Annotated in this window: 13 protein-coding genes, 1 pseudogene and 2 other annotated features; of the genes and pseudogenes, 3 read left to right on the forward strand and 11 right to left on the reverse strand. The window is 34.6% G+C overall.

Annotated features, from left to right (window positions below):
* The 4 genes and pseudogenes from B6K90_RS24440 to B6K90_RS13990 all read right to left on the reverse strand — a co-directional run.
* A pseudogene (locus tag B6K90_RS24440) lies at positions 1-670 on the reverse strand (collagen-like protein); the annotation flags it as partial.
* Positions 671-957: 287 nt separating this feature from the next.
* Entirely contained in the window at positions 958-3372 is a 2415-nt protein-coding gene (gene pheT / locus B6K90_RS13980) for a phenylalanine--tRNA ligase subunit beta (protein ID WP_088013407.1), read from the reverse strand.
* Between the two features lie 18 nt (positions 3373-3390).
* On the reverse strand, positions 3391-4425 hold the full coding sequence (pheS, locus tag B6K90_RS13985) for a phenylalanine--tRNA ligase subunit alpha (RefSeq protein ID WP_088013408.1): 1035 nt from the start codon (positions 4423-4425) through the stop codon (positions 3391-3393).
* Between the two features lie 56 nt (positions 4426-4481).
* Positions 4482-4729 (reverse strand) — a binding site (T-box leader).
* A gap of 139 nt (positions 4730-4868) precedes the next feature.
* Positions 4869-5618: a TrmH family RNA methyltransferase gene (locus B6K90_RS13990; RefSeq protein WP_088013409.1), complete on the reverse strand. Its 750-nt coding sequence runs from the start codon at positions 5616-5618 to the stop codon at positions 4869-4871.
* A gap of 102 nt (positions 5619-5720) precedes the next feature.
* On the opposite strand from B6K90_RS13990, the gene sspI reads away from it, so the two are divergent.
* On the forward strand, positions 5721-5930 hold the full coding sequence (gene sspI / locus B6K90_RS13995) for a small acid-soluble spore protein SspI (protein WP_025568436.1): 210 nt from the start codon (positions 5721-5723) through the stop codon (positions 5928-5930).
* 60 nt (positions 5931-5990) lie between these two features.
* On the opposite strand, the gene B6K90_RS24445 is transcribed toward sspI, so the two are convergent.
* The 3 genes from B6K90_RS24445 to B6K90_RS14010 form a co-directional block, all read right to left on the reverse strand.
* On the reverse strand, positions 5991-7730 hold the full coding sequence (locus B6K90_RS24445; RefSeq protein WP_088013410.1) for a glycine betaine ABC transporter substrate-binding protein: 1740 nt from the start codon (positions 7728-7730) through the stop codon (positions 5991-5993).
* A gap of 4 nt (positions 7731-7734) precedes the next feature.
* On the reverse strand, positions 7735-8937 hold the full coding sequence (gene proV, locus B6K90_RS14005) for a glycine betaine/L-proline ABC transporter ATP-binding protein ProV (protein ID WP_088013411.1): 1203 nt from the start codon (positions 8935-8937) through the stop codon (positions 7735-7737).
* Between the two features lie 782 nt (positions 8938-9719).
* Positions 9720-10811 carry a M42 family metallopeptidase gene (locus tag B6K90_RS14010; protein ID WP_407920524.1) on the reverse strand — a complete coding sequence of 364 codons (1092 nt, stop codon included), beginning with the start codon at positions 10809-10811 and terminating at the stop codon, positions 9720-9722.
* Between the two features lie 202 nt (positions 10812-11013).
* Here B6K90_RS14010 and B6K90_RS14015 point away from each other — a divergent pair, with 202 nt between their 5' ends.
* Both B6K90_RS14015 and B6K90_RS14020 read left to right on the forward strand, forming a co-directional pair.
* Complete coding sequence (locus B6K90_RS14015) at positions 11014-12084, forward strand: nitric oxide synthase oxygenase (protein WP_088013413.1); 1071 nt, start codon at positions 11014-11016, stop codon at positions 12082-12084.
* A gap of 129 nt (positions 12085-12213) precedes the next feature.
* Positions 12214-13035, forward strand: a complete 822-nt coding sequence (locus tag B6K90_RS14020) for an MBL fold metallo-hydrolase (protein ID WP_088013414.1) — start codon at positions 12214-12216, stop codon at positions 13033-13035.
* Positions 13036-13218: 183 nt separating this feature from the next.
* On the opposite strand, the gene rplT is transcribed toward B6K90_RS14020, so the two are convergent.
* The 4 genes from rplT to ytxC form a co-directional block, all read right to left on the reverse strand.
* Positions 13219-13575 (reverse strand): 50S ribosomal protein L20, encoded by a 357-nt coding sequence (gene rplT / locus B6K90_RS14025; protein WP_025568430.1) that lies wholly within the window; start codon positions 13573-13575, stop codon positions 13219-13221.
* Positions 13576-13617: 42 nt separating this feature from the next.
* Entirely contained in the window at positions 13618-13818 is a 201-nt protein-coding gene (rpmI, locus tag B6K90_RS14030; RefSeq protein ID WP_025568429.1) for a 50S ribosomal protein L35, read from the reverse strand.
* Between the two features lie 23 nt (positions 13819-13841).
* Entirely contained in the window at positions 13842-14345 is a 504-nt protein-coding gene (gene infC, locus B6K90_RS14035; protein ID WP_069034593.1) for a translation initiation factor IF-3, read from the reverse strand.
* A gap of 74 nt (positions 14346-14419) precedes the next feature.
* Positions 14420-14546, reverse strand: a sequence feature (ribosomal protein L20 leader region).
* Between the two features lie 132 nt (positions 14547-14678).
* Positions 14679-15512 (reverse strand): sporulation protein YtxC, encoded by an 834-nt coding sequence (gene ytxC, locus B6K90_RS14040; protein ID WP_088013416.1) that lies wholly within the window; start codon positions 15510-15512, stop codon positions 14679-14681.
* Between the last annotated feature and the right edge of the window lie 31 nt (positions 15513-15543).

Here is a 15543-nt window from a genome sequence, read left to right on the forward strand (position 1 = left end):
TTGCTCCATCTGCTCCTGTTGCTCCCGCTGGGCCGGGTACTCCTGCTGGACCTGTTGGACCTTGTAGACCAGGTGTTCCTTGTGGACCTGCTGGACCTGTTGGGCCGGGTACTCCTGCTGGACCTGCTGAACCTGTAGGACCTAATAGTCCTGGTATACCTTGCGGGCCTGTTGCTCCGTCTGCTCCTGTTGGGCCAGCTGGGCCTGTTGGGCCAGCTGGGCCTGTTGGACCTGTTGGACCTGTTGGACCAGGTGGGCCTCCTGAAGGTCCAGTTGGACCTGTTGGACCTGTTGGACCAGGTGGGATTAATTCAACTGGTGGCATTGGTCCCATTGGTCCCATTGGTCCCATCGGCCCCATTGGTCCCATCGGCCCCATTGGTCCCATATGACCTCTTGGACCTCTGTCACCATCATCTCCGTCTTTACCTCGCTTACCTCTTTCACCTCGAGGACCTGTTGCACCTGTTGGTCCAGTAGGGCCCATAGGTCCTATTGGTCCTATTGGTCCAATTAAACCATTTGATTCATTTGAACCAAATGAATAACTAGGTGAGTAAGGAGAATTTGTTACAGGCGAATCTGAAGGATCTGTATTTAGTGACATATCTGGTTCTTCTGGTTGTTGTGATGGTTGTGGAAATCGTGGTGGTAATGGTGGTAGTGGCAAAAAAATACACCTCTCATAAAAATTTTAATTGTACAATTTATTGTATAAAAAAAGGACAAATTGGTTCATTCACACCATAAAAATGAGGCAAAAAATAGGTGAATACTCTATTAAAAATATCTAATAGAATATTCACCTATAAAGAAAACCGGAAATCTAGGATTTCCGGTTTCAAACGTTTATTATTAATTGAGTATGCTTTGTTTTAGTCCTAAAACATTGCTTTCTATTTATAATTTACAACTCGATTTAAATTCTATATCGTCAATAGAATAGAGTAATCTAATTTAACCTCTTAGTTGAGCATTATGTGTTTCTTCTACTGCTTTTAATACTTTTGAATGAGCCTTTGTTACTTCTTCATCCGTTAAAGTACGTTCTGGATCGAAATATGTTAATGAGAAGGCAACTGATTTTTTACCAGCTTCCATTTTATCACCTTCGTATAAATCAAAGATTGTAGCATCCTTTAGAAGTCTTCCACCAGTTGAACGAATTGTAGCTAGAATATCACCAGCAAATACTTTCGAATCAACTACTAAAGCCATATCTCGGTTCATTGATGGGAAACGAGGAATTGCATTGTATAAAATATCATCAAATTCAGTATTTAATAGCTTCTCAAGAGATAATTGGAATACATAAGTTTCTTTAAGATCCCACTCTTTTTGTGTAACAGGATGAACTTGACCGATAAAACCAATCTCTTCTCTGTTTAATAAAATACTTGCAGTACGTCCTGGGTGTAATTCTTCTTTCTTAGCAGCAAGATAAGTTATTTTATTTGATAAACCTAATTCATTAAATAAACCGTCTAAAATACCTTTAACAACATAGAAATCCACAGCTTTTTTCTCGCCTTGCCATGCATGTTGCAACCATAAACCAGTTAATGCTCCTGCTAAATATTCTTCTTCATGCGGAAGCTCATTCTTTTCCTTTGTTAAGAATACTGAACCTGTTTCAAATAATTGAACATTTTCTTCTTTACGTGCAACATTATATGCAATAGCATCTAGTAAATGTGGCACTAAACTGAAACGTAGCTCACTGCGTTCTTCACTCATAGGTAACGCTAGACGTACAGGTTCTGCATCTACTGTTTCTAGCGCAAAGCGTTTAACTTTATTATTGCTTGTTAAAGAATACGTTACAGCTTCGTAAAGACCTGCATGCTGTAAATATTGACGAATTTTTCTACGTTTTGCTTGATAAGGTGTTAATTGTCCACGACTAGCAACACCTGTTGGTAAAGTAGCAGGAATATGATCATAGCCATATAGTCTTCCTACTTCTTCAACTAAATCTTCTTCTATTGAAAGATCGCCACGACGACTTGGAACAGTAACTGTAAATACTTCACCTTTCCCGGTAGCTTCTAGTCTTAAGCGACGGAAAATATCTTTTACTGTCTCAGCATCAATTGATGTACCAAGAACACCATTAATCTTACTTACAGAAACTGAAACTTCTTTAGCATCTTCAACTAAGTTGTCGGCAATTACTGTACCTTCAACAATTGTTCCACCAGCTAGTTCAGCCATTAACTGAGCAGCACGTTCAGAAGCAGGGAATGTACGTGAAGCATCAATACCTTTTTCAAAACGAGCACTTGAATCGCTACGTAAGCCTAAGTCTTTTGAAGTTTGGCGTACACTTTGACCCCTGAAAACAGCTGATTCAATTAAAACGTCTACAGTTTCCGCATCAACCTCAGTACTTTGACCACCCATTACACCTGCAACTGCAACTGCTTCTTTCTCTGTTGCGATCACTAAATTATGTGGCTGTAATGTGCGCTCTTCACCATCAAGTGTAACGATCTTTTCGTTTTCTTTCGCATGACGAACGATAATTTGATTACTATTTAATTTGTTAAAATCAAACGCGTGTAATGGTTGACCATACTCAATTAAAATATAGTTCGTAATATCAACCACATTATTAATTGGACGAATACCAGCACTCATTAAACGAGCTTGCATCCATAATGGAGAAGGACCAATTTTTACACCTTTAACTAATTTAGCACTATAATATGGTGCATCTTCTTTTGATTCAATTGAAACTGAAACATAATCAGCAGTCTTAGCTGATTCAGCGCTAATTGCCGGAAGTTTCACGTCACGATCTAAAATTGCAGCTACCTCATAGGCAACACCAATCATATTTAAGCAATCAGCACGGTTTGGTGTTAATCCAAGTTCTAATACTGCATCATCACGATATAGTACGTCTAATGCATCTGCTCCTACTTCAGCATCACTTGGTAAAACAAAAATTCCATTTGAGAACTCTTTTGCAACTACTTTGCCTTCAATTCCTAATTCTTGAAGAGAGCAAATCATTCCTTCAGAAACTTCACCACGTAATTTTGCTTTTTTAATTTTGAAATTCCCCGGTAAAACAGCGCCTACCTTTGCCACGATCACTTTTTGACCTTTAGCAACATTTGGTGCGCCACAAATAATTTGTACTGGTTGCTCTTCTCCAACATCTACAGTACATTTTGATAATTTATCTGCCTCTGGATGTTGTTCACGTTCCATTACATAACCAACAACAACATTTTTAATTCCTTCTGAAAGATGATTTACACCTTCAACTTCAATACCTGCTTTTGTTATTAATTTTGCAAGTTCATCTGGTGTAACACCACTTAAATCAACGTATTCTTGTAACCATTTTGTTGATACAAACATGTTTTGTCCCCTCCTACCTTACATTTGTTGGAATTGCTTTAAGAATCTTATATCGTTCGTATAGAAATGACGAATATCATCAATACCATATTTTAATAATGCAATACGTTCTGGACCCATACCAAAAGCAAATCCTTGAACTTCTTTTGGATTATACCCAGCCATTTCAAGTACGTTAGGATGTACCATTCCCGCACCTAAAATTTCAATCCATCCAGTATGCTTACACATGTTACAGCCTTTTCCTCCACATTTCATACAAGAAATATCCATTTCTACTGAAGGCTCAGTAAATGGGAAAAAGCTTGGGCGTAAGCGAATTTCACGATCTTCACCAAACATTTTTTTCGCAAAAAGTTGTAAAGTACCTTTTAAGTCACTCATTGAAATGTTTTCGCCAATTACAAGACCTTCAATTTGCATAAATTGATGAGAGTGTGTCGCATCATCGTCATCACGGCGATAAACTTTACCAGGACAAATAATTTTAATTGGTCCTTTTTGGCCATTTGCTTCCATTGTTCTAGCCTGAACAGGTGAAGTATGTGTTCTCATTAATGTTTCTTCAGAAATATAGAATGAATCTTGCATATCACGTGCTGGATGACCTTTAGGTAAATTTAATGCTTCGAAATTATAATAGTCTTTTTCTACTTCTGGACCTTCTGCAATTTCATATCCCATTCCAATAAATAAATCTTCAATTTCTTGAATAACCGCTCTAAGTGGATGTGCTCCACCTGCGTGAACTGGTCTTCCTGGAAGTGTCACATCAATTGATTCACTTTCTAATTTTTCATTTATTGCATTTTGTTCTAATACAACTTGCTTTGCTTCAAGTTTTTCTTGGATTGCCGCACGTACTTCATTAGCAACAGCTCCCATTTTTGGGCGCTCTTCAGGAGATAAATCCTTCATTGCTTTCATTGCCTCAGTAATTGGACCTTTTTTTCCTAGATAGGCAATTCTTATTTCATTTAATGCTTTTAAATCTTTTGCATCTTCTATTTGCTTAATTGCTTCTGCTTGTAAAGAAACTAAACGTTCTTGCATGAATAATCCTCCTATTCAAATTCATAAATTTAAACATAAAAAAACCTCGCTCCCAAAAAAGGGACGAGGATTGATCGCGGTACCACCCTAATTAACAGTTATTATTAACTAAAAACTAACTGCTCACTTCATTCATATAACGATCTACTTAGATAGACCGAGTCGCCTTTACATTTTAAAAATGGTCCCGGCGCTAGCTCAAGAGGTGAATTCAATTTGGTCTACTATAAAAGTGCTTACAGTCTACGGCACCTTTTCCCTAAAATAGAGATTCAAATTTACTCTTCTCTGTCAAAGCTTTTTATGTATTAAATTTTCTTAATTAATTATATTGATTTTTTTCAATTAATGCAACTGCATAAAAACAATTATTTACTATAATGAATTGATTCATTTATTATGACCAGAAAACTTAAAAGTAGGCTTCAATTATTTTCAATGCCTCACAAACTATACATTAGAATCCCTGCAGCAATGCCAACGTTTAATGATTCAGCTCTACCATAAATCGGTATATATAGATTTTCATCAGTTAATGAAAGTAATGTTGAATTCACACCTTTACCTTCATTTCCTACAATAATGGCAAAACGATTTGTAGTTTTAACTTCATTAAATGGTTTTGCGTTTTGAAGAGATGTTCCGTAAACAATTATTCCTTTATCTTTTAAATTAGAAACTGCTTCAACTAAATCACCACGTAATATTGGTAAATGGAATAAAGATCCTTGTGTTGATCGAATTGTTTTAGCATTATAAAGATCACTCGTACCTGAGCCTAAAATAACGCCATCAAAACCAGCAGCATCCGCAGTTCGAATCATTGTTCCAACATTACCTGGGTCTTGAACTTCATCAATTAATAATAATTTTGACACTTTCTCAAAATCAATTCTTACATAAGAAAATTCAATAATTGCAAAAATACCTTGTGATGTTTCTGTTTCACTTAACTCCTTACTAACCTCTTTTGATATATATGTAATATCAAATGACCCCGTTGAAAAATTAGAAGGTAAATCAATATCTTCACTGATTAGTAAATGGAGGATCGGTGCATCATGCTTAATTGCCTCCTCTACTAAATGAAAACCTTCTACGATAAATTGTTTAGCTTTATCTCTTCCTTTTTTTGTATGTAGTTTTTTCCAAGCCTTTACAGAATTATTTTGTATGGAATCAATTTGTTTCATAAGTTTCCTTTACCTTTCATCGTATATCATATCGTTTATCATACATAAAATCGTTTCCGTTTACAAATACTACATAAAGCTTAATATGAAAGGAGAATCCAAATGAATTTTAATATTCGCGGAGCAGTTCTTCACAATATTTCAGGTAATAAAAGTGATCAATTAGAAGCAACAATTGTAGATGCTATTCAAAGTGGCGAGGAAAAAGTATTACCTGGTTTAGGTGTACTTCTTGAAGTTTTTTGGAATCACGCTTCTGAAAATCAAAAACATGAACTACTTACAGTATTAGAAAATGGAGTAAGTCAGTAATGTAGTCTGTTAAAAACATAGAAAAGGACTAACGTTAACATCGTTAGTCCTTTTATTTGGCTATTTCGTTTTACCCTTTAAATCATCAATCGAATTTATCTTCATATATTCTGGTACGACTAATCCTAACTTTGTCCCTTTTAAATTTGGACCAAGATCGCTTAATTGTTTTTTATATTCATTCATGTAATCTTTGTGAGTTGTCGGAAGCCAAGCTGCGACCATTGCATCTGCACTCCCATCTGCAATACCTGCAAACATCGGTCCTGCTTCAACTTGTTTTAATGTGACGTCGTATCCTTCGTTTTCTAGAACTTTTCCAATGACATTTGTACTAGCAACTTCAGATTCCCATGAAACATAAACTAGACTAATTTTTTCACCATTTCCTTTTGAAGAATCCTTCGTCCAATTATTAACTTGATTTTGATGCTTTTTAATCCATTTCTCTGCTGCTTTCTCTGGTTTCATACCATCTTGAATATCACTCATCACTTCTTCCATATCAGACGGTTTCCAAGAAAAGTTATCTAAAATTGTATACGCACCAGGAATGTCTTCTTTTAATCCTTTTCTGACTACTGTATGAATTGATTCATCTTTACCAAATGACCCTTTTGGATCCTCTAAATACTTTAACTTATATTTCGAAAACATCCAGTGTGGTGTCCATCCAGTAACAATAATGGGTTCTTTATTTTCATATGCCTTTTTCAATTCAGCAGTCATCGCTGCTGAAGATCCTTCTTTTAAAGTCCAGTCCTTTAAGCCATAATCCTTCATCGCTTTTTCAGTTGCTTTCATTAACCCAGCTCCTGGATCAATTCCGGTAATTTCATAATTAACTTGTGCACCTATTTTATTTGAAGATGTTTTTTGATTTTTACTACCTGTAAATGCAACTGAAATGGCGGAAATACAAAAGATTAATGCAATTAATCCATAAACATATTTTTTGGCAAACTTTTTCCCATAAGCAGGTTGACGAAGATTTTGAGAAATTCGATCAAGAATAATCGCAACGATAACAATTGATATTCCTGCCTCGAATCCTTCCCCTACTTTAATCTGGGTTACAGCACGATAAACTTCTGCACCTAAGCCTGGAGCGCCTACAAGTGAAGAAATAACGACCATCGATAATGCAAGCATAATACTTTGATTTATACCCGCTAAAATTGTAGGTGCTGCTAAAGGTAACTGTACTTTAAAGAGTCTTTGCCATGTTGTTGATCCAAAGGCATTGGATGCTTCGATTAAATCATTTGGAACCTCTCGAATACCTAAATTCGTTAAACGTATTGTTGGTGGTATTGCAAAAATGACAGAAGCTAAAATACCAGGAACTACACCAATTCCGAAAAAGAGAATCGCTGGAATTAAATAGACAAACGCTGGCATTGTTTGCATAAAGTCGAGTATTGGTGTAAGCACTTGTTTCACTCGATCGTTTTGCGATGTCCAAATCCCTAAAGGAATTCCAATTACAACCGTAATAACAATTGATGATAAGATCAATGCTAACGAATCAATTGTAGCGTCCCAAAGTCCAAGATTATCTATTAATAACAATCCAAGTAACGTAAACAGTCCAACTGTCCACCTACTTGTGTAAAAAGCAAGTAATGAAATTAATAATATTAGAATAATTGATGGGCCAAGTCCTAAAACTTTAACAAGGTTATTTAAAAGGGTTTCTGTGATGTTGGTTATAGCACCAAATAGAGGGTGGAAAGTTTTAATAATCAAATCTACAATTTTATCAATCCATTCTGCTAATGGAATTTTTGGAATACCCATATGTTTAACCTCCCTTTATATTTAAATCGTCTGTTTTACCCGCTAATGCACCGATAACTGCACCACGGATAATAACGCCTTTTAATCGATTATTTTCATCTACAACAGCTAATGGAAGAGCAGAAGTTGCAAGAGCTCCGATTACATCCGTTAATAAAGTATCTTCATTAACAGTCACAATGTCTTTTTGCATAGCTTCCTCTACCGATTTATTTTTTATAAGAGCATTTGAAGCGTCATCAGCTGTAATTGCTCCAAGTAGCTTTTGTCTTCGATCAACAACAAATATACTTGAATAACCTTGGTCTCTCATTACTTGTAAAGCTACACGTGGTCCACGGTCAGGCGTAATTCTTTCAGCACGCTTCTGCACATGAGCCGCCGTTAATACTTTTGATAAGTCTACATCTTCTACAAATCGTTCAACATATTCATTTGCTGGATTTACCATAATCTCTTCAGGAGAACCAATTTGCATGATGTTACCATCTTTCATTAGAGCAATTCTGTCTCCAATTCGAAGGGCCTCATCGAGGTCATGTGTAATAAAAATAATCGTTTTTTTCATCGTCTCTTGCAGTTCTAATAATTCGTCCTGCATATCTTTACGAATTAATGGATCGAGCGCACTAAATGCTTCATCCATTAATAAAATATCCGTATCGCTCGTTAGTGCCCTTGCAAGTCCAACACGTTGTTGCATACCACCACTTAATTGTGATGGGAATTGATGCTCATATCCTTTTAAGCCAACTATTTCTAATGACTTCATAGCTTTTTCTGTTCTTTCTTCTTGAGAAATATTTTGTATTTCTAAACCATATTCAGTATTTTCAAGAATTGTCTTGTGCGGAAATAGCGCAAAATTTTGAAATACCATACTAATTTTTTTACGACGGACATCTCTTAACTGCTGAGGATTCATTTTTACAATGTCTTCATCGTCTATCATGATTTGTCCAGTAGTTGGTTCAATTAATCGATTTAGCATTCTGATCAAGGTCGATTTACCACTACCTGACAGTCCCATTACAACAAAAATTTCACCTGGGAATATATCAAAGCTCGCATTATTTACCCCGATTGTTGAGTTTGTCTGCTCTAATATTTGCTTTTTTGAATATCCCTTTTCTAGTAACTTTATGGCGTTCTTTGGAGACTTACCGAAAACCTTTGTTACGTTTTTCACTTTAACTTTCGCTTTCATTAACTCACCTCAAAACTTTATTATTTATTATGCTTTTCCATATTTTAAATAAGGATTCACTTTATATAAAAAAAATTAGCCAAGTACTAATAAGTCTTGGCTCCTTAATAAACTCCATATACAAAATTGGAGTCTAAAATATTATTTAATAGCATTAAAAAATCCATAAGAATTCATTTTTAAAACTCTATTTCCGAGTATCCATATTTGAAAAGCGTGTATTCATGATAACAATAAGATATGACAAAACTATTTCAAACTAGTTAAAGGAATAATACAATTTATTTCAGTTCGATAACGTTAAAGGTAGAAAAACTGGAAAAAAATGGTTGGGCAGTAGCAAAAAGACGGTGTCTAGAAGTATATTCAATCCAAATAAAATCTTGGAAACTGAAATAAAAAAGAGTAGTTAAAAAATTCAGTATAGCTGCAAATAAGTGTGAGAGAATCGCAAATAAAATAGAAAAAGAGCAATTAAAATCGCAAGAATCGCAAATAAGATAAAGAAATACCCATACCGGTTAAGGGAATACGACTTAAAAATAAGATAAAATTATATACATTATGGAAATTTTGCAAAATTACTTAATTTTTTATCTGATCGGTTAAAAAATGGATAGAAATCTACTATTTTTTTCTACAGGAATGATTGTTAAATCAACTACAAATGAAAACATCTCCGTGATACCCCTCTGAGACAATATATGTGTTCGTAATTAAACTAAACTAAAAAAGGCGCCCCATGTGTCAGTTAGCCTGACTGATGCAGCAGCCCCTTTTTCTTAGTTATATGTTAAACGCTCTACTGTTTCGCGATCTAATCGTTTGATTACTTCTACAATTAATTTAACTGTATTTTCATAGTCATCACGGTGTAGGATACCAGAATGAGAATGAATATATCTCGTTGGAATTGTGATTGCTAATGCTGGAACACCTTTCATAGTAAGATGCATTGAACCAGCGTCAGTTCCTCCGCCAGGCATTGATTCATATTGATATGGAATTCCAATTTCATCCGCTACATTTACTACAAATTCACGTAAATCTTTATGAGACACCATTGATGCATCATATAATACGATTTGTGGGCCTTTGCCTAATTTACCTTGTGCTTCTCTTTCAGATACACCTGGCATGTCACCTGCAACACCGACATCTAATGCAAAACCGATATCTGGTTCAATTTTATATGTAGATGTTTTTGCACCACGAAGTCCTACTTCTTCTTGTACAGTTCCAACTCCAAATACAATATTTGGATGTGCTTGACCTTGTAATTGTTCTAAAACGTCAATTGCAATAGCACAACCGATACGATTATCCCAAGCCTTTGCTAATAATAATTTTTCGTTTTTCATCGTCTGGAATTCAAAATACGGAACAACTTGGTCTCCAGGACGAACCCCAAATTCTAATGCCTCTTCTTTACTTGAAGCACCAATATCAATAAACATATCCTTAATATCTACTACTTTTCTTCTTGCTTCTGCACTCATAATATGAGGCGGCTTCGAACCAATAATACCTGTAATATTACCTTCTTTAGTTGTAATGGTAACACGTTGAGCAAGCATTACTTGCGACCACCAGCCACCAATTGTTTGAAAACGTAAAAATCCTTTGTCATCAATTTGTGTAACCATAAATCCAACTTCATCAAGATGTCCAGCAACTTCAATTCTTGGACCATTCGGGTCTCCGGTCTTAACTGCAATTAAGCTACCTAAGTTATCAGTTACAACCTCATCAGCAAGTGGAGTAATATATTTTCTCATTACTTCACGTGGTTCATGTTCAAATCCAGCTACGCCGTTTGCATCCGTTAGTTCTTTTAACATTTGTAACTTTGCATCTAAAGTAGACAAACTCATCCATCCTTTTTTTTATTAAGATTATGTACAAATAACATTATACAATTTGGTATTCCTTTTGACAAAATTTTTAGATATTTCTTCGACCCTCGTATTAAAACATATAAATTTTATATTAATTTTCTCCAATTTATTTGTGGGGTATAATAATGAAGCTTACAAATTATTACTAGATTTTTAAAATAACCATCTGGAGATTAATATGATTACAACTTCTGCTTTATATAAAGAAGCATTTTACTTTATATCTCAATGCTATAAGGAACTCGATAAATCCGATCAAATAGAAAAACGATTAAAAAGTATCGAAGCTGAGATTCGAGATACTGGCTTTTACACTCATACTTATGAGGAGTTAGAGCACGGTGCGAAAATGGCGTGGCGCAATAGTAACCGCTGTATCGGCAGACTATTTTGGGATAAGCTTCATGTATTAGATGCTCGCCATATTAACGATGAGAAAAGTTTAGAGCACGACATATTGCATCATATAAAATATGCTACAAATTCAGGTAAGATTCTCCCTACAATTACAATTTTCAAACCAGATCTAGGAACAAATAATTCTTTTAAAATCCATAATCACCAGCTTGTACGATATGCTGGCTATGAAACAGAAAATGGAATAATTGGAGACCCAAAATCGATCAAGTTTACAAAGGAATGTGAGAGCCTTGGTTGGAAAGGTAATAGAACTAACTATGATATTTTGCCTATTGTTTATTCCCTAGACAATCATGAACCAAACTTTTTTACGATTCCGAATGAAATCGTACTTGAAGTACCGATCGAACACCCTGAATATGATTTTTCCTCTCTAAATACTAAATGGTATGCTGTTCCGATGATATCAGATATGATTCTAGAGATTGGTGGTTTATCTTATAGTGCTGCCCCTTTTAATGGATGGTATATGGGAACTGAAATCGGTGCTCGAAATTTTGCTGATGAATTTCGTTATAATCTTTTGCCTAAAGTAGCAAAAATTATCGGCCTAGATACAAAAAGAAATAGTACACTATGGAAAGATCGTGCACTAGTTGAATTAAATATAGCCGTTTTATATTCATATAAAAAAAATGGTGTTAGCATTGTGGATCATCATTCAGCTGCACAGCAATTTTTCCAATTTGAAAAACAAGAAGAATCATGTGGACGTGACTTAACTGGGAATTGGAAATGGTTAATCCCTCCTATGTCGCCTGCTACAACAGATATATTTCATAAACGATATGATGATACAACGTTTAAGCCAAATTTCTTTCCAAGATAATCATTGACTATAGATAAAACCTTAATGGACTGACTCATTTGTAGTTAATTCATTAAGGTTTTTACTTTTATTTGATACAATATTAAGTATCAGCATAATTTTCTAAAAATTATATAAAGGAGTAATTCAATGATTCTATTTCAAAATGACAATATCACAGTATTTCAAAGTGCATTATATCAAACAAACTCAACCGTTGTAACAACCGACGATTGTATCATTATTATTGATCCAACTTGGTTACCACACGAAATAAATGAGATAAAAGAGTTTGTTGAATTAATTAAAAATGAACGTCCAATTTATTTATACTTTACACATGGAGATTTTGATCACATTATAGGTTATTATGCATTTCCTAATGCAAAGACGATTGGTAGTGAAAATTTACACAACCATCCTGAAAAAGAAATTAAACTATCTAAAATTCGTCAATTTTACAATGATAATTATATTAATCACGCCTGGCCAATTCAATTTCCAAAAATTGATTTGATTATTAGGGAAGATGGTCAGGAAATTAAAATAGGACAGACAACATTAAGATTTTATCATTCTCCTGGTCATACTAAAGATGGTTTATTCCTCTATATTGAGACTTTAAGAATATGGATTACAGGGGATTATTTATCTGACTTTGAACTTCCAATTGTATTTGATAGTGTAACAAGTTATTACAATACTTTAGATAAGGCAGAAGAACTTATTGGTAAGTTTGAATTGTCATTGTTAGTGCCAGGCCACGGTCAAGTTTCATCAAATAAAGTAGAGATTGCTGCACGAATTGAGCTAGGTAGAAGTTACTTAAAAAGACTTCAAAAAGCTGTACAGAATAATAATGAGGCAGAAATAAATTCATTAGAAAAAGAGTTTTTATTTCCATCTGGGTTCACAAAATATTGTCATGAATCAAACGTTAATAACATGAAAAAAGAATTTAGTTTCGTTTAAGAAATCTATTCAAATAAAGAAAACTTGCCGATTGGCAAGGCTTAAGGCGAAGACAGAGGTTTAGTTGCACTTATACTTTATTCCTAAAATTGGATACCACGTCGAATTCACTTCCTCGTTGCCAATTTATACTTTAAAGTGAAAAAAAATCCTTAACAAATGTTAAGGATTTTTTAAATGAAATTATTTTAGGTTAGCTTTTGCAGCGTTTGCTAATTCAGCAAATGCTTTTTCGTCAGCAACAGCTAGGTCAGCTAACATTTTACGGTTAACTTCGATACCTGCTAATTTTAATCCGTGCATTAAACGGCTGTAAGAAAGTCCGTTCATACGAGCAGCCGCGTTGATACGAGTGATCCATAATTTACGGAAATCACGTTTCTTTTGACGACGGTCACGGTAAGCATACATTAATGATTTCATAACTTGTTGGTTTGCAACTTTGAATAATGTATGTTTAGAACCGTAATAACCTTTTGCTAATTTAATAACCTTTTTACGACGAGCGCGTGTAACTGTACCGCCTTTAACTCTTGGCATATTGTTTCCCTCCTAGATATCTATCTAATACGTTTATCGTTCTTATTTCATGTTTGTAAGCATAAAGCGGATACGTTTGAAATCGCCTTTGCTTACTAATGAAGCTTTACGTAATTTACGTTTTGCTTTTGTAGATTTGTTAGCGAATAAGTGGCTAGTGTATGCACGACCACGTTTTAATTTACCAGATCCAGTCTTTTTAAAACGTTTTGCTGAACCACGGTGAGTTTTCATTTTAGGCATATCGTGTTTCCTCCTCAAATAAATTACTTTTCGTTTTTAGGTGCTAAAACTAAGAACATACTACGACCATCCATTTTTGGGTGTGACTCAACAGTTGCAACTTCTGCACAAGCAGTTGAGAAACGATCAAGTACTCTTTGTCCTATTTCCTTATGCGTAATAGCGCGTCCTTTGAAGCGAATAGACGCTTTAACTTTATCGCCTTTTTCTAAGAACTTAATTGCATTACGAAGCTTTGTGTTAAAGTCATGTTCATCAATTGTAGGACTTAAACGAACTTCTTTCATGCTAATAATTTTTTGGTTTTTACGGCTCTCTTTGTCTTTCTTTTGTTGCTCGAAACGGAATTTTCCGTAGTCCATAATACGACATACAGGTGGTTTTGCCGTTGGTGCTACCATCACTAGATCAAGATTAACATTCGAAGCTAACTCAAGAGCCTCTTGTTTTGTCTTGATTCCAAGTTGATCTCCGTTAGGACCAATTAATCGAACTTCACGAGCACGAATTCCATCGTTTACCATCATGTCTTTGCTAATAGTAAAACACCTCCAAGGTATTGTAAGAATGATCTTAATTTGTATCGTTGAAGCAATCATAACCCAACAAAAAAGTGTGGGTATATAAATACACCCACACTGACAGTATCAAAGTAATTAATGATTCTGTTACCTGATAACAGCATATGGCGTCATCCAGGTGAGAAGCGGGTGCTTCTTCTTCAACAAATAAGTATTCTTTTCTTTCGTTACTATAACATAGCGACATGATGTTGTCAATATTCGTATGCTTTGTTCGCAACGAAATTTATTATATCAAAGAAACTTATTTATGACAATGCTTTTTTTTATTATAAATTTTCATTTCAGCTTTTCCTTTGAAAACTCTTGTAATGTATGTATTAGGACTCTTTCTTGAAAGATATTTTGAAGTGTTATGATTAATGAAATATCGACTGATGAAGTGTATAAATGAATTCTTTTAGGTGCAATTGCCGTTAAGGGCAAAATTAATTCGTTGTCTATATATTCCCTATTTTCCACTTGTTTACCATATTCTTTTAACATATCTTTAGAAATTGGTAAAAATAGATGATCATATACGCTAAACTTTCCATCAAACACTATATGCACATGAGGAATAAGCGCATCCGTTTTAAGTACTTGCTGTCTTAAGCTCTCAATAAGATTCTGGTATTCGTTTTCTAATTTGTATTCATCTATTGCAATTTCACAAACGTAGGCTAACTGCTTATAATATTCCTTCAAACGAAATGTAATAAATGAATCGAAGCTAAAATTTACTCCATCTTTTAAATACTCAGAAAGTGCATATGAAACTAAATTCTTACTTCTACGAATTTTTTTCTGGTTTGGTATGCTTCTTCTCGTTCCTCTTAATAATGACTGTGCAATAGGTATGATTTGACTTTGCTCGTCTTCCTCATAGAAAAAAGATGTATGTAAAATGGATTGAATCCATTTATCTTCTTTTTGAAGTAAAATAAATTGTACTAGTGTCGGAACTAAAATACTTTTTATTAAATCTTCAGTGTTTTGAGGAAATGTGATTAAAATTGTATTGATTTTGTGTCTTCTTAAAATGTATGGTCTCGATTGCTTTTTTAAGCGTTTTTGTAATCGTTCGTAGACATAAGCTGCGTCAATGGGTTCATTGAAAAAAATTTCAATCACCCTGTTCCCCCCTTTCTAGCACCACCTAGTC

It is taken from the genome of Gottfriedia acidiceleris (assembly GCF_002128425.1).
In the GTDB taxonomy this organism is placed as follows: domain Bacteria; phylum Bacillota; class Bacilli; order Bacillales; family Bacillaceae_G; genus Gottfriedia; species Gottfriedia acidiceleris.